At 63.3% G+C, this 20,236-nt stretch carries 14 protein-coding genes; 10 read left to right on the top strand and 4 right to left on the bottom strand.

Annotation, left to right across the window (positions count from 1 at the left end; genetic code table 11):
* Window positions 1-119: 119 nt before the first annotated feature.
* The 9 genes from ACWGTI_RS13065 to ACWGTI_RS13025 all read left to right on the top strand — a co-directional run bounded on the left by ACWGTI_RS13065 (window position 120) and on the right by ACWGTI_RS13025 (window position 12,192).
* On the top strand, window positions 120-3,590 hold the full coding sequence (locus ACWGTI_RS13065; RefSeq protein ID WP_454587486.1) for an indolepyruvate ferredoxin oxidoreductase family protein: 3,471 nt from the start codon (window positions 120-122) through the stop codon (window positions 3,588-3,590).
* 141 nt (window positions 3,591-3,731) lie between these two features.
* A complete protein-coding gene (locus tag ACWGTI_RS13060; protein WP_454587485.1) occupies window positions 3,732-6,047 on the top strand; it encodes a putative bifunctional diguanylate cyclase/phosphodiesterase in 2,316 nt (771 codons plus the stop codon).
* A 392-nt stretch (window positions 6,048-6,439) separates the two neighbouring features.
* A complete protein-coding gene (locus ACWGTI_RS13055) occupies window positions 6,440-7,204 on the top strand; it encodes an N-acyl amino acid synthase FeeM domain-containing protein (RefSeq protein ID WP_454587484.1) in 765 nt (254 codons plus the stop codon).
* A 140-nt stretch (window positions 7,205-7,344) separates the two neighbouring features.
* Window positions 7,345-7,494, top strand: coding sequence for a DUF3096 domain-containing protein (locus tag ACWGTI_RS13050; RefSeq protein WP_127866594.1), 150 nt, complete (start codon window positions 7,345-7,347; stop codon window positions 7,492-7,494).
* 181 nt (window positions 7,495-7,675) lie between these two features.
* Complete coding sequence (locus tag ACWGTI_RS13045; protein ID WP_454587483.1) at window positions 7,676-8,647, top strand: calcium/sodium antiporter; 972 nt, start codon at window positions 7,676-7,678, stop codon at window positions 8,645-8,647.
* Between the two features lie 138 nt (window positions 8,648-8,785).
* Window positions 8,786-9,010, top strand: a complete 225-nt coding sequence (locus ACWGTI_RS13040) for an aa3-type cytochrome c oxidase subunit IV (protein ID WP_454587482.1) — start codon at window positions 8,786-8,788, stop codon at window positions 9,008-9,010.
* A gap of 81 nt (window positions 9,011-9,091) precedes the next feature.
* A complete protein-coding gene (locus ACWGTI_RS13035) occupies window positions 9,092-10,363 on the top strand; it encodes a Re/Si-specific NAD(P)(+) transhydrogenase subunit alpha (RefSeq protein ID WP_454587481.1) in 1,272 nt (423 codons plus the stop codon).
* Window positions 10,363-10,788: a proton-translocating transhydrogenase family protein gene (locus tag ACWGTI_RS13030; protein WP_454587480.1), complete on the top strand. Its 426-nt coding sequence runs from the start codon at window positions 10,363-10,365 to the stop codon at window positions 10,786-10,788. The genes ACWGTI_RS13035 and ACWGTI_RS13030 overlap by 1 nt, the downstream gene beginning before the upstream one ends.
* A 6-nt stretch (window positions 10,789-10,794) precedes the next feature.
* Complete coding sequence (locus tag ACWGTI_RS13025) at window positions 10,795-12,192, top strand: NAD(P)(+) transhydrogenase (Re/Si-specific) subunit beta (protein WP_454587479.1); 1,398 nt, start codon at window positions 10,795-10,797, stop codon at window positions 12,190-12,192.
* 67 nt (window positions 12,193-12,259) lie between these two features.
* On the opposite strand, the gene ACWGTI_RS13020 is transcribed toward ACWGTI_RS13025, so the two are convergent.
* Window positions 12,260-13,177, bottom strand: coding sequence for a hypothetical protein (locus tag ACWGTI_RS13020; RefSeq protein WP_454587478.1), 918 nt, complete (start codon window positions 13,175-13,177; stop codon window positions 12,260-12,262).
* A 9-nt stretch (window positions 13,178-13,186) separates the two neighbouring features.
* Window positions 13,187-13,549 carry a hypothetical protein gene (locus ACWGTI_RS13015; protein ID WP_454587477.1) on the bottom strand — a complete coding sequence of 121 codons (363 nt, stop codon included), beginning with the start codon at window positions 13,547-13,549 and terminating at the stop codon, window positions 13,187-13,189.
* Here ACWGTI_RS13015 and ACWGTI_RS13010 point away from each other — a divergent pair.
* The gene (locus tag ACWGTI_RS13010; RefSeq protein WP_454587476.1) at window positions 13,518-14,954 is read left to right on the top strand and encodes a hypothetical protein; all 1,437 of its coding nucleotides are present in this window, start codon (window positions 13,518-13,520) and stop codon (window positions 14,952-14,954) included. The genes ACWGTI_RS13015 and ACWGTI_RS13010 overlap by 32 nt on opposite strands.
* Window positions 14,955-14,985: 31 nt before the next feature.
* Here the strand turns inward: ACWGTI_RS13010 and gyrB are convergent, their stop codons facing one another.
* Both gyrB and ACWGTI_RS13000 read right to left on the bottom strand, forming a co-directional pair.
* Complete coding sequence (gyrB, locus tag ACWGTI_RS13005) at window positions 14,986-17,457, bottom strand: DNA topoisomerase (ATP-hydrolyzing) subunit B (protein ID WP_454587475.1); 2,472 nt, start codon at window positions 17,455-17,457, stop codon at window positions 14,986-14,988.
* 145 nt (window positions 17,458-17,602) lie between these two features.
* Entirely contained in the window at window positions 17,603-20,233 is a 2,631-nt protein-coding gene (locus tag ACWGTI_RS13000) for a caspase family protein (RefSeq protein ID WP_454587474.1), read from the bottom strand.
* Between the last annotated feature and the right edge of the window lie 3 nt (window positions 20,234-20,236).

Below are 20,236 nucleotides of genomic sequence, written 5' to 3'. Positions count from 1 at the left end.
GCGCTTTGCCTGGCACTTTCGATTTCGTTTGACCTGCCTTGCAAGCGGAGAAAGACTGCGCCATCTCACTCCTACGTTGGCTGCCTGCCCCCGCGCAGCCTCCGCAGAGGAAATGCCTGATGACGCTGCACGACGTCGCGCTCGACGACAAGTTCGATCTTGGTAAGGAGCGCATCTTCCTGTCCGGCGCGCAGGCGGTCATCCGCATGTTGTTGATGCAGCGCGAGCGCGACCGCCGCGCCGGCCTCAACACGGCCGGCTTCGTTTCCGGCTACCGCGGCTCGCCGCTCGGCGGCCTCGACATGCAGCTGTGGCGGGCGAAAAAGCAGCTGGCGCAGGCCGATATCGTCTTCCAGCCCGGCCTCAACGAGGAGCTTGCCGCCACCGCCTGCTGGGGCTCGCAGCAGGCGGAATTGCTGGGCGAAGGCACGCATGACGGCGTGTTTTCGGTCTGGTACGGCAAGGGGCCGGGCGTCGACCGTTCAGGCGACGTCTTTCGCCACGCCAACCTCGCCGGTTCGTCTAGACATGGCGGTGTGCTCGCCTTGATGGGCGACGACCACATGGCCGAATCCTCGACCAACGCGCACGCCACCGAATTCCTTTTCGTCGACACCATGGTGCCGATCCTCAACCCGGCCGGTGTCCAGGAGATCATCGACTACGGGCTCTACGGCTTTGCCATGTCGCGTTTTGCCGGCACCTGGGCGGCGATCAAATGCGTCAAGGACAACATCGAATCGACGGCCTCCGTCGATGCCGCGCTCGAACGGCTGGACATCGTCGTGCCGGAGTTCGACATGCCGCCCGGCGGCCTCAACATCCGCCATGAGATCGACATGCTCGGCCAGGAGGAGCGGCTGCATGAGCACAAGCGTGCCGCCGCGTCCGCCTTCATCCACGCCAACGGACTGAACCGCATCGTCTATTCCGGCGGCCGCAGCCCGAAGCTCGGCATCATCACGCTGGGCAAGAGCTATCTCGACGTCCGACAGGCGCTGGAAGACATCGGCGTCGACGAGGCGGCCGCCAATCGGATCGGCATTCGCCTGTTCAAGGTCGGCTGTCCGTGGCCGCTCGACCTGCAGCATATCTCCGAATTCGCCCGTGGCCTCGACACCATCGTCGTCGTCGAGGAGAAGCGCTCGCTGATCGAGGTGCAGCTGCGCGAAAATCTCTACGGCACGGCCACCCAGCCGGCCATCGTCGGCAAGAAGGACGAGCGCGGCGACTGGCTGTTCCCGGCCAAGGGCGCGCTCGACCCCAACGAGATCGCCATTGCGCTGGGCGAGCGGATCCTTCGCACCATCGGCCCATCGGAAGAGATCGCCGCGAAGGTGGCGAAGCTGCGCCAGTTCCAGGCGATGCTCGCCGATGCCAGCGATATCGGTTCGCGCACGCCGTTCTTCTGTTCCGGCTGCCCGCACAATTCCTCGACCAAGGTGCCCGACGGCTCGATCGCCGCCGCCGGCATCGGCTGCCACTTCATGGCCCTGTGGATGGACCGCAACACGGTCGGCTTTACCGCCATGGGCGGCGAAGGTGCGCAATGGGTCGGCCAGGCGCCATTCTCCAAGCGTGAGCACATTTTCCAGAATCTCGGCGACGGCACCTACAACCACTCCGGCACGCTGGCGATCCGCTTCGCACTGTCGACCGACGCCAACATCACCTACAAGATCCTCTACAACGACGCCGTCGCCATGACCGGCGGCCAGCCGCATGAGGGCGGCCTGACGGTCGACATGATCGCCAGGCAGGTGCGCGCGGAAGGGGTCGACCGCATCGCCATCGTCACCGACGAGCCGGACAAATATGCAGGCAAGGCCGAATTCCCGGCCAATGCCACCATCCATCATCGCGACGACCTCGATCTCGTCCAGCGTCAGCTGCGGGACGTCAAGGGCGTTTCGGTGCTGCTTTACGACCAGACCTGCGCGGCCGAAAAACGCCGCCGCCGCAAGCGCGGCACCTTTCCGGATCCGGACAAGCGGGTGTTCATCAACGAACTGGTCTGCGAGGGCTGCGGCGATTGCGGCGTGCAGTCGAACTGCGTCTCGATCCAGCCGGTCGAGACCGAGTTCGGCCGCAAGCGCAGAATAGACCAGTCGAGCTGCAACAAGGATTTCTCCTGCGTCAACGGCTTCTGCCCGTCCTTCGTCACCGTCCACGGCGCCAAGATCAGGAAGGCCGAAGGCATTGCCGGGCGGACCGATTCGCTCGACGGCGTACCGGTCCCGGCCGAATTCCTGCTCGGCAGCGAGGGTTGGGCGGCGATCATCGACGGCGTCGGCGGCACAGGCGTCGTCACCATAGGCGCGGTGCTCGGCATGGCCGCCCATCTCGAGGACAAGGGCTGCGGCATGATCGACATGGCCGGCCTCGCCCAGAAGGGCGGTTCGGTGTTCACCCATGTCCGCATCGCCCGCACCCCGGACGATATCCACGCCATCCGCGTTTCGGCGGGCAAAGCCGACCTGGTGCTGGGCTGCGACCTCGTCGTGTCCGGCGCCAAGAAGGTGCTTGGCGCGGTGCGCGAAGGCCATACCATCTTCCTTGCCAACACCGCCGAGATCATGCCCGGCGAATTCGCCCGCGCGGCCGATTTCTCGCTGCCGATCGAACGGCTGAAGAAGGCGATCCGCGCTGCTGCCGGCGACGGCAAGGCGCATTTCTTCGACGCCACGCGCACCGCCACCCAATTGTTCGGCAATTCGCTCGGCGCCAACATGTTCATGCTCGGCTTTGCCTTCCAGCATGGCGGCCTGCCGCTGTCTGCACAAGCCGTTGAAAAGGCTATCGAATTGAACGGCGAGGCGGTGGCGATGAACATCGCCGCATTCCGCTGGGGCCGGCGCGCCGCGCATCAGCCGGAATTCGTGCGCGGCCTCATCGCCCAGCCCGGCAAGGCCGCGCCGATCGCCGAGACGCTGGACGATGTGATCGCCCGCCGCGTCGCTTTCCTCACCGCCTACCAGAACGCCGCCTATAGCAAGCGCTATGCCGAAAAGCTGGCCGTTTTGCGTGCCGCCGAGGCGAAGGCCGTGCCCGGTTCGACGGCGGTGACCGAAGCGGCGGCCAGAAACCTGTTCAAGCTGATGGCGATCAAGGACGAATATGAGGTGGCGCGGCTCTACACCGACGGTTCCTTCGCCACGGAACTGTCAAAGCAGTTCCAGAGCTATGAAAAACTCGAATTTCATCTGGCGCCACCGATCATGGGCAGGCGCGGCAATGACGGCAAGCCGAGGAAATCGAACTTCGGCCCGTGGATGATGAAGGGTTTTCGCCTGCTGGCGGCGCTGAAAGGCCTGCGCGGCACGGCTTTCGACCTGTTCGGCTACAGCGCCGAGCGGCGCATGGAGCGCGAGCTTCTGGCCCGCTATGAGGCTGATCTGGAGCTTATCGCGGCGGCACTTGCACCGGGCAGGGTCGAGGCCGCCGTGGCGCTGGCCTCGGTGCCGGCGCTCATTCGCGGCTACGGTCATGTCAGGCAGGCCAGCGCCGAAAAGGCCGATGGCGAGCGCAAAAGGCTTGTCGGGCGGCTGGCCAACACACCGGCGCGGCCCGAACTTCAGGCCGCAGAGTGATCGACACGCCTTGTTTACCTGAAGCTTGATTTCCCAATCTGTACTGCATTTGCCCGCCCTCGGCAAACGGGCCAAAGCCGCTGTTCTAAGCCTTTCTTAAGGCGGGTGTGGCATGACAAGGCTTAGCGTTGGGCCAACGGTATGGACAGAGCAAAGACCGAAGACATCCCGTCGGATGTTTACATCCAGTTTGTGCGGGCGTTGTCCGACAACGCCTACATGCTGGTGGTCGGCGGCGTATGCTACTGGATCCTCGGTTTGACGATCTACCTGCGGACGCACGATCCGCTGTATCTTGGCTTCGCCTTCCTTCTGTTGTCGATCAGCCTTTGGCGTTACCTCAGCATCCGCAGCTTCCACAGGAGCGGCAGCCCTATACTCACTGTCGAAAAGGCAGAGGCGTGGGAACGCGGTTACATTCTCAAAGGCAGTGCGCAGGGCCTCGCGTTGGGGTCGTTCTGTTTCGTGTCGATCTACGTGCGGCCCGATGACTTCGCCGAACTGGCGTCTGTGTCGTTGGCATTGACCACCCTGCTCACCGTTGTTGGCCGAAGCTACGGGTCCAGGCGCATGGTGCAGATTTTTTCCGTGACCCTCATTGGACCGGCAGCACTTGCGCTCTTCCTGCGCATGGACGTCCCCGACTTCGTCCTCGGGCTGATGATCATTCCGACGACAATCGTCACCATCAGCAGCGCCGACCATGTCCGCAACGTTCTGTTCTCGGCGGTCATCGGTCACAGGCAGGCGAAGGAGTTGGCGCAAAGGTTCGATCGGGCGCTAAATACGATGTCGCATGGCCTTGTCATGCTCGACTCGAACGGGAAGGTGGTCGTCGCCAACGCCGAGGCAGCACTTTTGATGTCATTGAAATCGCCGGGCACGCTGCTGGGGCGGTCGATCCACGGCCTCTTGATGCGCGGCGTTGCCGGCGGCATGCTGGCCCCGAAAGACTGCCGCTACATCGAGGCGCAACTGACGCGCGCCCTGCGCGAAGGCCGCGACCGCAAGGTACTGGTCTCGCTCGCCAACGGCCAGTACTACGAGTTCTCGGCGCGCGAAGGCAATCAGGACCTCGGCGTCATCACCTTCGAGGACGTCACCGCCCGCGTCGAGGCTGAAGAAAAGATCCGCTTCATGGCGCGCTTTGACAGCCTCACCGGCCTGCCGAACCGCGCCTATTTCCACGAACTTGTCCATGAAGCCATGGCCTCCGGCGAGCAGGAGCGGCTCTGCGGTCTGGCGGTGCTCGATCTCGATGACTTCAAGAGTGTCAACGACACCCTCGGTCATCCTGTCGGCGACGGGTTGATCTACGCAGTGGCCGAGCGTCTCGCGGCGGTTGCCGGACCGGGCATCACGGTCAGCCGCTTCGGCGGTGACGAGTTCATGATCTTCTTCGACCGCGTCGAGGACGAGAGCCATCTCAGCACCCTCCTCGACCATATATTCGCGGACCTGCAGGGTGAGGTGGACGTCGCCGGCCACGGCTTGCGCATCCAGGCCAGCGGCGGCGCGGTGCTGTCCACGGTCAAGGACACCGATGTTGATGCCATGATCGTCAAGGCCGACCTTGCCCTCTACAAGGCCAAGGAGCTCGGCAAGAACAGCTGGAGGCTGTTCGAGGCGGCCATGGACGCCGCCTTCCGCAATCGCCAGCTGATGAAGGCCGATCTGCGCAACGCCGTGCTGGCCAGGGAATTACGCGTCGTCTATCAGCCGATCGTGGCTGTAAACACCATGCGCATCGCCAGCTGCGAGGCGCTCTGTCGTTGGGACCACCCCGATCTCGGCCCTGTCTCACCCAGTGTCTTCATCCCCCTGGCCGAGGAGATGGGTATCGTTTCCGACATAAGCACTTTCGTGCTGGAGGCCGCGTGCGCCGAATGCGCCAAATGGCCGGCCCAGACCAGCGTGTCGGTCAACCTTTCGGCCAAGGATTTCCGCAATCGCGACGTTGTCCAGAAGGTTCGTGACGCGCTTGCCAGTTCGGGGCTCGCCGCCAGGCGCCTCGAGATCGAAGTCACCGAAACCGCCCTGCTCGACGACAAGTCGCTGACACGCCAGTATATCGAGGAAATGAAGCAGCTTGGGGTTCGCATCGCGCTCGACGATTTCGGGACCGGCTACTCCAGCCTGAGCTATCTCCACAAGCTGCCGCTCGACAAGATCAAGATCGACCGCTCTTTCCTGGTCGATGTGAACCAGAACCGGCAGTCGCTCGACCTTCTGAAGGGCATCGTCGGCCTGTCCCGGACATTGGGCCTTTCGGTCACCATCGAAGGGGTCGAGACCTTCGAGCAGCTGAAGACGCTGGTCCATTTGGTCAAGCCGGACTTCGTGCAGGGCTTCCTGTTCGGCGCCGCGCTCAGCGCATCGGGCATCGAGACGATGTCGAGCGTCACATGGCCGTTTGCCGCTGACCTGCATCTCGCCGGCAAACGGACAGCCAGCTAAACGCAATTCCAGGAAAAATGTGAAGCGGTTTTCCGTCCGGAATCGCGTCTGCGCAAAAGCAATTCCAGGAAAGTGTGAGCGGTTCTCCACCTGGAAATGCATTTAGAAACAGAGAGCATTGTTCACTTGATGAAATGACGACCGCTCATGCGTCGTCCAAACCCGCTAGTCCGGCGCTTCCAAGATCTGACTTCAGAATCATTTCGATGACCGCCGCCGCTAGGCCGGATCAGGCAACCACCGGCTGCGCCATTTGCTTTTTCGTGTCCAAGATCGGTGAACGACCGCAGCCGTTAAGGTTAACAAGCGGTAAATAAGCAATGTTGAATTTTCAGCTTGTGTCTCATTTCAACTCGAATAGCCTATTTCCAGGCGGAATTCGAGGACTGGCAATGGATACTGCAAGGAAGATTGCGTCGGCTGAGGCCAGCGCGAGGATCGACTCGGCGCTCAACCGATCCATGATGCAATTACTGGATCATGTCGAATATCGTCTCATTACCGGGGGCGAAGATCTGGAGGCGATCTACCGACTCCGCTATAAGTCCTATCTGCGCTCGGGTATGTGCGGCCCGATCGCCAGCGGCATGTTCGAGGATCGCTGGGACGATCTGCCCAATTCCTATCGGTTCGGTGTCTACTGCTACGGCGAATTGGTCAGTACAGTGCGCCTCCACTATATTTCCAGTGACCAGCCATACTCGCCTTCGACCGACGCTTATCCCGAAATATTGCTTCCCCGGCTTGCCCGCGGGGAAACCTTCATCGACGGAACCCGCTTCGCGACAGATCCCGACAGCGCGCCGGCACCCGGAGTGCTGCCTTTCCTGACGCTCAGGATTTGCATGGCGGCCTACTGTTATTTTCGCCAGACCGCGATGTTTATCCCGATTAAGTTGGAGCATTCAGCTTTTTATGCCCGCTTCTTCAGCGCCACGCAGAGGACCGCGGGCAAGGTGTTTCCGGGCGTTCTCCCTCCGCTCGCACTGTTCGAAATTCCCGGCAATGAAGAGAATGTTCAACGGATACTCGACCGGTTACCGTTCTTCAGATCGACAGCGACGGAGCAAAGGCTGATGTTTGGCAATCCGGCGATCAATCGGCTGACACCTTTGTCCATCGTGCCAACAGCGAAATACTACCGGGACGCCGCCTGAACGGATATTCATTCTCGTGCCATGGACCTTTCCGGTGGCTTCGTCGTTATTGCTTGTGGCGGCGGCGCCGCGTCCGTGGTGCTGCGTACCCCTGCCTGAAAGGCGGGTCCTCCGAATTGTTAACGTGAAAGCATGCCGGCATGACCATCCACTCGCTCGCGCTTACCCCGCTCATCTCCCTGATCGCCGGTGTGCTGATCCTGGTGATGCCGCGGCTCCTCAACTACATCGTCGCGCTTTATCTGATCGTTGTCGGGCTGCTCGGGCTGTTCCCGCATCTCGCCAGTTGAAGGAAGCTGTCAGCCGGTGAAGAGCCCCTCCAAAGTAGCATCGCCGTCTGAGGGCGGCCGAACGCTGGCGGATCGGTCCTGAAATGGTTGCGGCCCGACTGGGGTGTGCCTAACTTCAGAAAGGCCACCTTAGGTGGCGCCATTCGAGCTTCGGTCGGATCGGAGCTTTTGGGGGACGTGGATGTGGCTTTCGATCATTGCCGGGCTTGTGTTGCTCATTCTGGGCGGCGAATTGCTTGTGCGCGGGTCCGTCGGCGTGGCTTCCTCGTTTGGCGTCTCGCCATTGCTCATCGGGCTGACCCTGGTCGGCTTCGGCACCTCCGCGCCTGAACTGGTGACGTCGGTACAGGCGGCACTTGCCGGCTCGCCCGGAATTGCCGTCGGCAACATTGTCGGGTCCAACATCGCCAATTCCTTGCTCATCCTCGGCATCACCGCCGTCGTCACGCCGGTTGCCGTAAAATCCTCGCTGCTCAAGCGTGACGGCGTGGTGCTGATCGCGGTCACCGCACTGTTTATCGCCATTGGCGCCACCATGCCGCTCGGCCGGCTGGTCGGATTGGCCTTCCTTATGCTGCTCGGCGCATACATGTATGTCGCCTATCGCCAGGAGCGCTCGCCCGCCACAGCGGATCAAGGGGCTGCGGTCGAACGGGCCCTTGCCGCACAAGAGGCCGATCCCGGGTTCGTGCCCGGTAGAAGCGGCAAGCCGATCTGGCTGCCACTGGTCGTTGCGCTTGCCGGGCTTGTGCTGATCATCTTCGGCGGCGAGTTCCTGGTGAGCGGCGCCGTCCGGCTGGCCCACGCGCTCGGCATATCGGAAACCGTGGTCGGCCTGACCGTGGTGGCGATCGGGACGTCGATGCCGGAGCTGGCGACCTCCCTTGTTGCCTCGCTTCGTGGCCAGTCCGACCTTGCCCTTGGCAATGTGCTTGGCTCGGGCCTTTACAACATTCTGGGGATTGGCGGCGTGACCGCGCTGGTGTCGCCAATCGACGTACCTGCCAGCGTGGTCAAATTCGATTTTCCGGTGCTGTTCGTGGCCACGGTGCTGATCTTTGTCTTCGCGTGGACGCGCCGAAGGGTCGATCGAACCGAAGGCGTTGTGCTGCTGGCCGGTTATGCTGCTTACATCGTCGCGCTGGTATGGTAGCCGGCCGTTTTTATACCCTTTGGCGCGATACCGCGCTTTTCGTGACGCTCTTGTCGCAGCCGCAGGGGTAATAGCGCCATTGCCCTCGGCCCGGCTTTTCGCTATGTGCCTCAAAGATGTCTTCGAAGGGGTATTCCTATGGCTGATCACACGCCGACCGGTCCTGTCGAACTGGGCGCGAAGATGGATTATGCGGAGCACGACCGCACCTATCACGGGTTCCTGGCGCTGGCCAAATACGGCTCGCTGTTTTGCGGCGCCCTGCTGCTGGCCATGGCTTTCGGCTTCTTTGCGGGCGGCTTCTTCTCGGCGACCATCCTGTTCTTGCTGATCCTGGCCGCCGGCGCCTTCATTCTCCGATAGACTTTCAGACCCTTTGCCGGAAGGCCGCCGGACTCCGGCCGCCATGTTGCGCAAACAGGTTCCAGCCGAAAGGATCATGCGGTGGGACAGACGGTTTTCATCCCTCGTGAGCTCGACGCCAGCGAGCCGCGGGTTGCCGCCTCGCCGGATACGGTGAAGCGGCTGGCGGCGCTGGGCTTCGACGTGATCGTCGAAACCGGCGCCGGCACCAGGTCGCGCATTCCCGACGAGGAATTTGCCAAGTCCGGTGCTGTGATCGGCAAGGCTTCGGATGCGGGCCGGGCGGATGTGGTGCTGAAGGTGCGACGTCCCACCGATGCCGAGTTGAAAGGCTACAAATCGGGTGCGGCGGTCATCGCCATCATGGACCCCTATGGCAACGATGCCGCGATCTCGGCCTTGGCCAAGGCCGGCGTCACCGCCTTCTCGATGGAATTCATGCCGCGCATCACCCGGGCGCAATCGATGGACGTGCTGTCCAGCCAGGCGAACCTTGCCGGCTACCAGGCGGTGATCGACGGCGCATCGGAATATGACCGGGCGCTGCCGATGATGATGACGGCGGCAGGCACGGTGCCGGCGGCGAAGATCTTCATCATGGGTGTCGGCGTTGCCGGCCTGCAGGCGATCGCCACGGCGCGCCGCCTCGGCGCCGTCGTCACCGCCACCGACGTGCGTCCCGCCGCCAAGGAACAGGTCGCCTCGCTCGGCGCAAAGTTCCTCGCCGTCGAGGACGAGGAGTTCAAGGCGGCCGAGACCGCCGGCGGCTACGCCAAGGAAATGTCGAAGGAGTATCAGGCCAAGCAGGCTGCGCTCACCGCTGAGCACATCGCCAAGCAGGACATCGTCATCACCACGGCGCTGATCCCCGGCCGTCCGGCGCCGAAGCTGGTGTCGGCGGCGATGGTCGCCTCGATGAAGCCGGGCTCGGTGATCGTCGACCTTGCCGTCGAGCGCGGCGGCAATGTCGAAGGCGCAGTTCCAGGTCAGGTGGTGACCACGGCCAATGGCGTAAAAATCGTCGGCCATCTCAACGTGCCCGGCCGCGTTGCCGCATCGGCCTCGCTGCTCTACGCCAGGAACCTGTTCGCTTTCCTCGAGACGCTGGTCGACAAGGCCACCAAGACGCTTGCCATCAAGCGCGACGACGAATTGGTCAAGGCAACGATGCTGACCGACGGCGGTAAGATTGTGCATCCGGCCTTCGCCAAAGCCGACCAGCAGCCTCGTGTCGAGCCGGCCGCAATCCCGGCCACCACCATGGTCGCCGATGCTTCGGCTGCAAAGAAGGCCGCGCCCAAGAAACCCGCCGCACCCAAGTCGCCCTCGTCGAAGTCGAAAGGCATTGCGTGATGGATCAGACCCTGCAGAAAGCCCTCGACCAGCTCGACCAGGCCTCCGCCGCCGTCCGGCTTGCGGTACAGAACATGGCGACCGCGCCCGGTGGCGCCGATGCGGCGGGTGACGCCGCGCATGCACTGTCCGGCGGCGCCATCGATCCTTTCGTTTTCCGCTTCGCCATTTTCATTCTGGCGATCTTCGTCGGTTATTACGTCGTCTGGTCGGTGACACCCGCCCTGCACACGCCCCTGATGGCGGTCACCAACGCCATCTCCTCGGTCATCGTGGTCGGCGCGCTGCTGGCCGTCGGCATCTCGGCCTCGGGCGTTGCCACCGGCTTCGGTTTCGTCGCGCTGATGCTGGTGTCGGTCAACATTTTCGGCGGCTTCTTGGTCACCCAGCGCATGCTGGCCATGTACAAGAAGAAGGACAAGTAGAGCGCCATGAACGCCAACTTCGCTTCCTTCCTCTATCTGGTCTCCGGCATCCTGTTCATCCTGGCGCTGCGCGGCCTGTCGCATCCGACCACCAGCCGCCAGGGCAATCTCTACGGCATGATCGGCATGGGCATAGCCATTGCCACCACGCTGGCGCTTGCCGTCCCTTCGGCCGGTGGATTCGGCCTGATCGTGCTGGGTCTCGCCATTGGCGGCGGCGTCGGCGCGGTCACCGCGCGCCGCATCGCCATGACCTCGATGCCGCAGCTGGTCGCCGCTTTCCACTCGCTGGTCGGCCTCGCCGCCGTCATGGTGGCGGCTGCCGCCATCTACGCGCCGCAAAGCTTTGGCATCGGCACCAACGCAGACATCCATGCCCAGGCGCTGATCGAGATGAGCCTCGGCGTCGCCATCGGCGCCATCACCTTCACGGGGTCGGTCATCGCCTTCCTCAAACTCGACGGCCGCATGTCGGGCAAGCCGATCATGATCGGCGGCCGCCACATCATCAATGCCCTGCTCGGCATCGCGCTGATCGTGCTGATCGTGCTTCTGGTCACCACCGAAGCCAAGCTGGTGTTCTGGTTGATCGTCGCCGCGTCGCTGGTGCTCGGCGTGCTGCTGATCATCCCGATCGGCGGCGCCGACATGCCGGTCGTCGTGTCGATGCTGAATTCCTACTCCGGCTGGGCGGCCGCGGCCCTCGGCTTCACGCTCGGCAATCTGGCGCTGATCATCACCGGCGCGCTGGTCGGCTCGTCGGGCGCGATCCTGTCCTACATCATGTGCAAGGGCATGAACCGAAGCTTCATCTCGGTCATCCTGGGTGGCTTCGGCGGCGAGACCGCAGCAGCCGCCGATGACGGCATCGAGCGCACGGTCAAGCAGGGCTCGGCCGACGACGCCGCCTACCTGATGATGAACGCGCAGAAGGTCATCATCGTGCCGGGCTACGGCATGGCGGTCGCCCAGGCGCAGCACGCGCTGCGCGAAATGGCCGACAAGCTCAAGGCCAATGGCGTCGAAGTCAAATACGCCATCCACCCGGTCGCCGGCCGCATGCCCGGCCACATGAACGTGCTGCTGGCCGAAGCCAACGTGCCCTATGACGAGGTGTTCGAGCTCGAGGACATCAACTCCGAGTTCGCGCAGGCCGACGTCGCCTATGTCATCGGCGCCAACGACGTCACCAACCCGTCCGCTCGCGACGACAAATCATCGCCGATCTACGGCATGCCGATCCTCGACGTCGACAAGGCGCGCACCTGCCTGTTCGTCAAGCGCTCGCTCGGCTCGGGCTATGCCGGCATCGACAACACGCTGTTCTACAAGGATGGCACCATGATGCTGCTCGGCGACGCCAAGAAGATGACCGAGGAAATCGTCAAGGCGATGGATCACTGATCCGGCCAGCCGCAGATTGCAGGAAAGCCCGGCTTCGCGCCGGGCTTTTCTATGTTGAACGGCCGGTTCAGCGGTTGGTCAGGAAAACCGCTTCCTCGTCGTCGCGCTGCCTTCCGCCGAGCGCCGCGGCGGCACTGGCGATGAAGGCGCCGATCACAAGCGACAGGGCGCCGAGCAGGGCAAAGGTGGCGCTGCCTTTCCTGGCGGTGTCGGCGGCCTGCTTCGCCTTGACCTTGGCGTCCTCGACCCTGGCGACCAGCGCATCGACACGCGCCTTGGCGTCGGCCTCGGAGAGACCGGTGCGGGCGGCGACCAGCTGCGACAGATAGGTCTTGTCGTCAGCCGAGATCTCGCCTGCAGCGGCACTGGCGATCAGGATGCGCGAGGCCTGTCCGGCCGCTGCGGCGTCGCTGTCCGGATTGGCCGCCGCGAGCTTGGTGGCATCGGCGGGCCGGAACAGCGAATCCACGAGATAGGACGTCGCGTTGTCGGCCGATGCGCTGCCGGCATTTGCGGACGCTCCGGCCGATGCGCCCATGGCGGCGCCCGACGCCACAGTCGAAGCCGCCTGCACACCTGACCCGACCACAGCAGACAGCGCCGAGCCGAGCACGCCTACGACCAGCAATGTCGCCAGCGCCCAGGCGAGGAAGCCGTGCGCGGTATCGCGGAAGTAGACCTCGTCCGTGTGGATGCCTACCCATTTTGTCCGCAGGCGTCCGGCAAGATAGCCGCCGACACCGGAGGACAGCCATTGCACGACGACCAGCCAGATAGCACCGGACACGGCGAAGGTGGTGAGCGAGGCGCCGGAGCCAGACCATGGCGATACCATGGTCAACCCCAGCCCCGAGCCGAGCAGCATGAGGATGAAGGTCAGCGTCGAGGCCGCGAAAGCGCCGGCGATGATGGGGCCCCAGCTGACGGCTGTAGCGGAGGACTCTTCTGAAGCGGATAGGTCGATAGCCGATACGGTGGGCTGCATCGACGCCTCCTACCGTACGAACAGCATGATGAGAATGATGATCGGGATCGGAATGCCGAGCAACCAGAGCAGAATACCGCGTCCCATGAAAACCTCCCTGAGAAAATCGTGATCGATGGTTTCACAATGTCTCTCAGCGACTTCCGTTCCGGCGGGTAATGAAATGATTTTGTTTGCCGGGAATGGAACTATTTTGCGCTTCGGCGAGCCAAGCTGCCAAAACTGTGGATTGGCCCCTGCCGGTCCGACATGGCCAGCGGCCTGTTGGCCAGAGGCGGGTTCGGGGCTAGCATGGCGAAATCCAGCCGTATCGACGGGCTTGCCGTCAACGGAGACGTTGGTGCCCAAAGCTGCCGTATCGCCGGTTTCCAAGAAAGCGCCGCGCAAGCTCAGCCAGGCGGTTGTGATCGTGCATGGTATGGGTGAGCAGCGGCCGATGGGTACGCTGCGGGGTTTTGTCAGGGCCGTCTGGAGCACTGATCTCAGCCGTGCCGAGCCCCACGCCCAGATAGCCGATCCGGCCGAACCTGGCGCCAGGATCAACCAGAGCTGGATCACACCCGACCGGCGGACCAATTCGCACGAACTGCGCCGCATTACCACGCCTTACGATATCGGCCACCGTCGCACCGATTTCTATGAGCTCTATTGGGCCGACATCACCCAAGGTACGACACGTGGCCGGCTCGCTGCCTGGGTGACCAACCTTTTGTGGCGCAAGCCCGCCGACATCCCGCCCGACGCCCGCAAGCTTTATCTTGTGACGCTTTTGATCGTCATCCTCATTCTCGGCGCAGCGCTGGTGCTGGCGCTGTCGGCCTCCTTGACCACCAGCCTGGTGGTCACCGCTCTCGCCTCTTTTGTCATCTGGGCGGTGGACCAGTTCGGCCTGCCCTATTTCGGCGATGTCGCCGCCTATGTGCGCGCCGAGGCGGCAACGGTGGAGAAGCGAGCGCTGATCCGCAACCGTGGCCTGACGCTGCTCAGGCGACTGATGATGGACAAGAGTTATGACCGCATCGTGCTGGTCTCGCATAGCCTGGGGTCGATCATCGCCTATGACCTGCTGCAGATCTTGTGGGCCGAGTTCCGGCCACGAAAACTGGAAGCTGTTCGCGACAGGGCGAAGCTGGAAGCGGTCGAGGCCGTGGACAAGGCGACGCTCGGTTCCGACGGCTCGGCGTGGCCTGCGAGCCCTGGAGATCTCGCCGGCTTTCAGCGGGCCCAGTGGGCGCTCTACCAGCAACTCCGCACCAAGGATGACGACCATCCGCTGCCATGGAAGATCAGCGACTTCGTCACCCTTGGCAGTCCGCTTTCCCACAGCGAATTCCTGGTGACCTACAATCTCGCCGAATTCAGGCGCGGCCTTGCCGAGCGGCTGTTTTCGGCCTGCCCGCCGATTGCCGATGGCGGGAAGGCCCGCGGCACCGTGCTATACCAGGAAGGACACAGCCCCGCAGGCAAGGCGCAGCGCGCGGTGCATCATGGCGCGGTGTTTGCGGCAACGCGCTGGACCAATGTCTTCGATCGCGGCAATGGCTGGGCGACAGGCGACCCTATTTCGGGACCGATGACGGAAAATTTCGGCCCCGGCGTGGAGAACATCCAGGTCGAGCTCAAGGGTTCGCTCGGCCGCGTCTTCACCCACACGCTCTATTGGTCATTGACGGCAACCGGCGACGAGGTCGCCCCGCCGGCGGGCGCCGCGCCGCGCTCGCATCTGCAGGTGCTGCGCGACGCTGTCGACCTCGGCCGGAAGCTGGAGCCGAGCTGAGGATGACGAAGCGACGGAAAGGCGCCTGCCCTCAAATATCCAGATTGGCGACCGAGAGCGCGTTGTCCTGGATGAATTCGCGCCGCGGCTCGACCTCGTCGCCCATCAGCCGCGAAAACAGCGAATCGGCATCGGTCGCATCATTGACCTTGACCTGCAGCAGCGAGCGCACATTCGGGTCGAGCGTGGTTTCCCAGAGCTGCTCGGCGTTCATCTCGCCGAGGCCCTTGTAGCGCTGCATGGTCAGCCCCTTGCGCCCGGTCGCAAACACCGCGTTGAGCAGCGCCAGCGGCCCCGAAATGGTTTCGGAGACATCCTTGCGGCGCAGCACCGGCGGCTCGCCATAGACCTCTGTGAGGCGCGGCGCATAGCGGTCCAGTTGGCGTGCGTCGGCTGAATTGATCAGCCCGGCGTCGAGCTGCGCATATTCCTTGACGCTTCGCACCGTGCGCTCGAACACATAGCCGCCGACGCCTTCATTGGAGGTCGACAGCCGGCCGGTCCAGCCGCGTTCGGTGTCCTCGGCAATGATGTCGAGGCGCTGGGCGACGCGTTCGGCCATGGCGTTGGCGCGACCGAGGTCATTCAAAACGTCGGCATTGAGCGCGCCGGCGATCGCCGCCTGTTCGACCACGCCCCTGTTGTAGCGCGTGTGCAGTCCGTTGATCAGCTGGCGCACCGCCAGCGCGTCGTCGATGGAGCCGCGCAGATCCTGTCCGGCCCTCGCCTCGCCTGAGGCAAGCGTCAGCGACGCCTCTTCCAGCCCCGAGCCGATCAGGAACTCCTCGAAGGCGCTTTCGTCCTTGATGTATTGCGAGCTCTTGCCGCGCGTCACTTTGTAGAGCGGCGGCTGGGCGATGTAGAGATGGCCGCGTTCGATCAGCTCCGGCATTTGCCGGAAGAAGAAGGTCAACAGCAGGGTCCTGATATGGGCGCCGTCGACGTCGGCGTCGGTCATCAGGATGATCTTGTGGTAGCGCAATTTGTCGGCATTGAACTCGTCCTTGCCGATCGAGGTGCCGAGTGCGGTGATCAGCGTGCCGATCATCTCGGAGCCGAGCATGCGGTCGAAGCGCGCGCGCTCGACATTGAGGATCTTGCCGCGCAGTGGCAGGATCGCCTGGTTCTGGCGCGAACGGCCGCCCTTGGCCGAGCCGCCGGCGGAATCACCCTCGACGATGAAGATTTCGGATTTCGCCGGGTCGCGCTCCTGGCAGTCGGCGAGCTTGCCAGGCAGCGAGGTGACGCCGAGCGAACTCTTGCGGGTGATATCGCGCGCCTTGCGCGCGGCCTCACGCGCCGCGGCCGCCTGGATCACCTTGTCGATGACCACCTTGCCTTCGGTCGGGTGTTCCTCCAGCCACGTGCCGAGCGCCTCGTTGACGAGGCCTTCGACCACAGGGCGCACCTCGGACGAGACCAGCTTGTCCTTGGTCTGCGAGGAAAACTTCGGGTCGGGAACCTTGACCGACAGCACCGCCGTCAGCCCTTCGCGGCAATCGTCGCCGATCAGCGCAACCTTTTCCTTCTTGGTCAGGCCCGACGACTCGCCGTAGCCGGTGATCTGGCGCGTCAGCGCGCCGCGGAAGCCGGCCAGATGGGTGCCGCCGTCGCGCTGCGGTATGTTGTTGGTGAAGGCCAGCACGTTCTCGTGGTAGCTGTCGTTCCACCACATCGCCACTTCGACGGTGATGCCGTCGCGCTCGGCCTTGATGGCAATCGGCTTGTCGATCAGCGGTTTCTTGACCCGGTCGAGATATTTGACGAACTCTTCCAGGCCGCCATCATAGTGCAACTCGTGGCGCACGAGGTCGGCATGGCGGGCATCGGTCAAGATGATGCGCACGCCCGAATTCAGGAAGGCAAGCTCGCGCAGACGGTGTTCCAGCGTGCCGAAGTCGAACTCGACCATGGTGAAGGTCTCGGCCGACGGAAAGAAGGTGATCTCGGAGCCGCTGCGCCCCTCATAGGTGCCGGGCTGCTTGTCCTGCTCGTAGCTGCCGGTCGCCTTCAGCGGCGCATCGGAATTGCCGTGCGTGAAGCTCATTTCGAAAATCTGGCCGTTGCGGCGGATCTTCAGCTTCAGCCAGGCCGACAGCGCGTTGACGACCGAGACGCCGACGCCGTGCAGGCCGCCTGATACCTTGTAGGAATTCTGGTCGAATTTGCCGCCGGCATGCAGCTGCGTCATGATCACTTCGGCCGCCGAAATGCCTTCGCCGGTGTGGATATCGGTCGGAATACCGCGGCCATTGTCGATAACGGTGACCGAACCGTCTGGATTGAGCGTCACCGTCACCAGGTCGGCATGGCCGGCCAGCGCCTCGTCGATGGCGTTGTCGACCACCTCATAGACCATGTGATGCAGGCCCGAGCCGTCGTCGGTATCGCCGATATACATGCCGGGCCGTTTGCGGACAGCGTCCAACCCCTTCAAAACCTTGATGGAATCGGCGCCGTATTCGGCCTCAGCGCCGTTGGCGTTGTCGCTTTGATCGCTCATGAAAACCTGTCTGATTAATGCCGCATGTCCAGCGCGAAATAATGGCTTCGAATCACGCCGCTTTGATGGCCTAGATATAGGCGCAAATGGCCTGTTTTCCAAGGTTTGCAGGGATTTCAGGGCCGAATCTCAGGCCCGCAGCCGGCTATTTTTTTCGAGGGTTGGAATGAGCCAGAAGGTTGCGCAGATATTTGATCATGAATCTGTCTCCGGGCGCCAGCCGTCCCGTACTTTCAAGGTCCTGCGTCAGCTTGAGCGCCTTGGTCAGCGCCGCCTTCGGATCCCTCGCCACATAGGCATAGGCGACGTAGGCGCGCGCCAGATCGATTTGCCAGATCGCATTGTTCGGATCCGACTGGGCCAGGTTCTGGGCTATGGCGAGGCTGGCTTCGAAGGCCGCCTTGGAACCCTCAAAGTGACGTCGGTCAGTTTCCAGATAACCGATCTTCTGCAGGGTGATCGACTTATCGCGTTGCCAGTTCGAATTGGCAGGATCGAGCCTGGCCAGCCGGTCGGCTATGGCAAGACTGTCCTGATAGTTTTGCAGAGCACCGCCGGCATCGCCCTGCTCTCTAAGCACCTCGGCGACCTGTTCGAGACAGACCGACAGGTCGCGCTGCCAGTCCGTGTTGCCGGGATCGATGGCGGCAAGGTCGCGCGCCGTGGCCAGCGCCTGCTGGAAGGACTCCAGCGCGGGCGGCCAATCCTTCTGGTCGCTGTAAGCTTTGCCGATCTTGGCGTAACCGACCGACAGGTCGCGCTTCAGATCGGTGTCGTTTGAGTCGCGTCGCACAAGCGCTTCGGCGATCCCTTGGCTCTTGTTGTAGGCGTCGAGCGCACCGGCAGCGTCGCCACGCTCGCGCAGAACATCGCCGATCCTAGTGTAACTCACGGAGACGGCTTGCTGGTGCCTGGGGTCATCGGGGTTGTTCTGCGCCAGCGCCAGCCGAATTCTCAGGCTCTCTTCGAATGCCGTCTGGGCGCCGTCCAGCTGGCCGGCGGTGCGGGCAAGGTCGCCGATTTCGTCATAGGTAATGGTGAGATCGCGCAGCAGATAGACGCTGTTCGGCTCCGCATCGGCCAATTGCTGCTTGATGGCCAGGCTTTGCTGATAGGCCTGGGCTGCCGCACCCACGTCGCCTTGCGTCGCCAGTACGTTGCCGATCTTGTCGTTCGCCATGGCCAGATCGCCGAGCCAGGGGGTTTTGTCCGGAACCCCTGCGGTCAGATCCTGCAGCATGTCCCTGGCCGCCTCATAGCTTTGCAGAGAGGCCGGCAGGTCGCCTTGCGCCATCTTGATGTTGGCGAGCTTGATATGGCTGATGGCGAGATCGCGCTTGACGCTGGGGTCGGTTTCCTGACGCGACCGCTGCTCGAGATTGGCCAGCAGTGCCGTAAAGGCGCGGCCAGCTGCTTCGACATTGCCGACCGTCGTGTAGAGGATGCCAAGTTCTTCCATTGTGCGGCTCTGGCGGTCGGCCTGCTCCAGGCTGAGCGAGGTCTGCCCTGCCTCGCCGTAGAGCGACAGCACCGTTTCATAGTCCTTGATGGCGGTGGCGTAGTCGAGGCTGGCGCGCGCCGCGCCGCCTGACAGAAATCGCGTCGCGGCTTCGGACAGTGTGCGGCTGACAAAATTGGCCTTCAATGCCTGGCGCGAGACGTTGTCGACGTCGGCAGCCTTGGCGAGGATCACGCGTGCGCCGTCGAAGGCGCCGAGTGACAACTGGTCCTCGGCTTGGCGGCGCAGTTCGGTCACCTTCGGGTCGTCGGCGGCCAGCGACTTCATCTCGCCACGCACCTTGACGAAGGCGTCGGCGGCCTCGCGCAGCTTGGCGTCCAGGCTTTCGCCGGAAAGGTGGCTGGTGTCGGAACTGATCAGCGCGCCATAGAGCGGCGCCAGCGGCATGTCGGCGTCGCTGGCGATCCGTTCGACCGCGCCACGCATTTCCGGCGTGACGTCGGCCATGGCGAGCAGCAGCCGTTCGCGCTCTGGCAGTTGTTCCTTGGCCGCCGAGGCGAAGAACAGCTTCGGCAGCCCGTTCTCGACATAGGGCAATTGCTTGCCGCGGCTGAGGTCATAGACCTCCTGCTGGACCAGCGTCAGCACCGAGCGGATTTCGAGCCCGTCGGTGCCGAGATATTTGGTCAGCGCTGCGGTGAAAGGCGAATTCGCGTCGGTGCCGTCCGCAGCCGTCTCGCCGGGCGCCGCCGAAAAGGCGAACAGGATGTTTTCCGCCTTGCCGACGCGTCCGAGGCCCGGCTTGATCTTGTCCACCATATCCTTGATCAGCGACGTCGCGCCGCGTCCTTCGCCGCTGCCGCCCGCGAACGGATCGCTGCGGCAGGCATCGAGCACGATCAGCCCGACCTTTGCCGTGGCGGCCACGGCATCGCGCACCTCCTCCAGCGACAGGCTGGTCTTCTCCAGCTGGTCGAGCGAGGAGGCATCGGCGTCGACCGGCAGAAGCCGGTTGTCGCCGGAGATTTCGACGCCGTGGCCGGAAAAATACACCAGCGCCACATCGGCGCCCTTGGCGTCCTCACGAAAATCGTCAAGTGCGCGGCGCATGCGCCGCAGGTCCCGATTGGTTTCGAGAACAACCTCGAAGCCGAGCTTCTTCAGCGCCGCTTCCATTGCCTCGCCGTCATTGACCGGATTGGAGAGCTTCCGCACCAGCCGGTAGTCGTCATCGGCAATGACCAGCGCCACGCGCCGCTCCGCCACCGCGGTGGCGGTGGTCGCAAGCATCAGCAGCAAGGCAAACAAAAACCGCAAGTC

The sequence above is a fragment of the Mesorhizobium sp. ArgA1 genome (assembly GCF_053714375.1).
The sequence above is the reverse complement of the archived record's forward strand: the minus strand, read 5'-3'. Positions and strand labels throughout refer to the sequence as shown.

What these genes read in the sequence shown, in the direction of transcription:
- ACWGTI_RS13020 (WP_454587478.1), bottom strand. Translation starts at nt 13,177, where the DNA reads ATGCAGCCCACCGTATCGGCTATCGACCTATCCGCTTCAGAAGAGTCC.
- ACWGTI_RS13040 (WP_454587482.1), top strand. Translation starts at nt 8,786, where the DNA reads ATGGCTGATCACACGCCGACCGGTCCTGTCGAACTGGGCGCGAAGATG.
- ACWGTI_RS13050 (WP_127866594.1), top strand. Translation starts at nt 7,345, where the DNA reads ATGACCATCCACTCGCTCGCGCTTACCCCGCTCATCTCCCTGATCGCC.
- ACWGTI_RS13030 (WP_454587480.1), top strand. Translation starts at nt 10,363, where the DNA reads ATGGATCAGACCCTGCAGAAAGCCCTCGACCAGCTCGACCAGGCCTCC.
- ACWGTI_RS13065 (WP_454587486.1), top strand. Translation starts at nt 120, where the DNA reads ATGACGCTGCACGACGTCGCGCTCGACGACAAGTTCGATCTTGGTAAG.
- ACWGTI_RS13055 (WP_454587484.1), top strand. Translation starts at nt 6,440, where the DNA reads ATGGATACTGCAAGGAAGATTGCGTCGGCTGAGGCCAGCGCGAGGATC.
- ACWGTI_RS13025 (WP_454587479.1), top strand. Translation starts at nt 10,795, where the DNA reads ATGAACGCCAACTTCGCTTCCTTCCTCTATCTGGTCTCCGGCATCCTG.
- ACWGTI_RS13060 (WP_454587485.1), top strand. Translation starts at nt 3,732, where the DNA reads ATGGACAGAGCAAAGACCGAAGACATCCCGTCGGATGTTTACATCCAG.
- gyrB (WP_454587475.1), bottom strand. Translation starts at nt 17,457, where the DNA reads ATGAGCGATCAAAGCGACAACGCCAACGGCGCTGAGGCCGAATACGGC.
- ACWGTI_RS13045 (WP_454587483.1), top strand. Translation starts at nt 7,676, where the DNA reads ATGTGGCTTTCGATCATTGCCGGGCTTGTGTTGCTCATTCTGGGCGGC.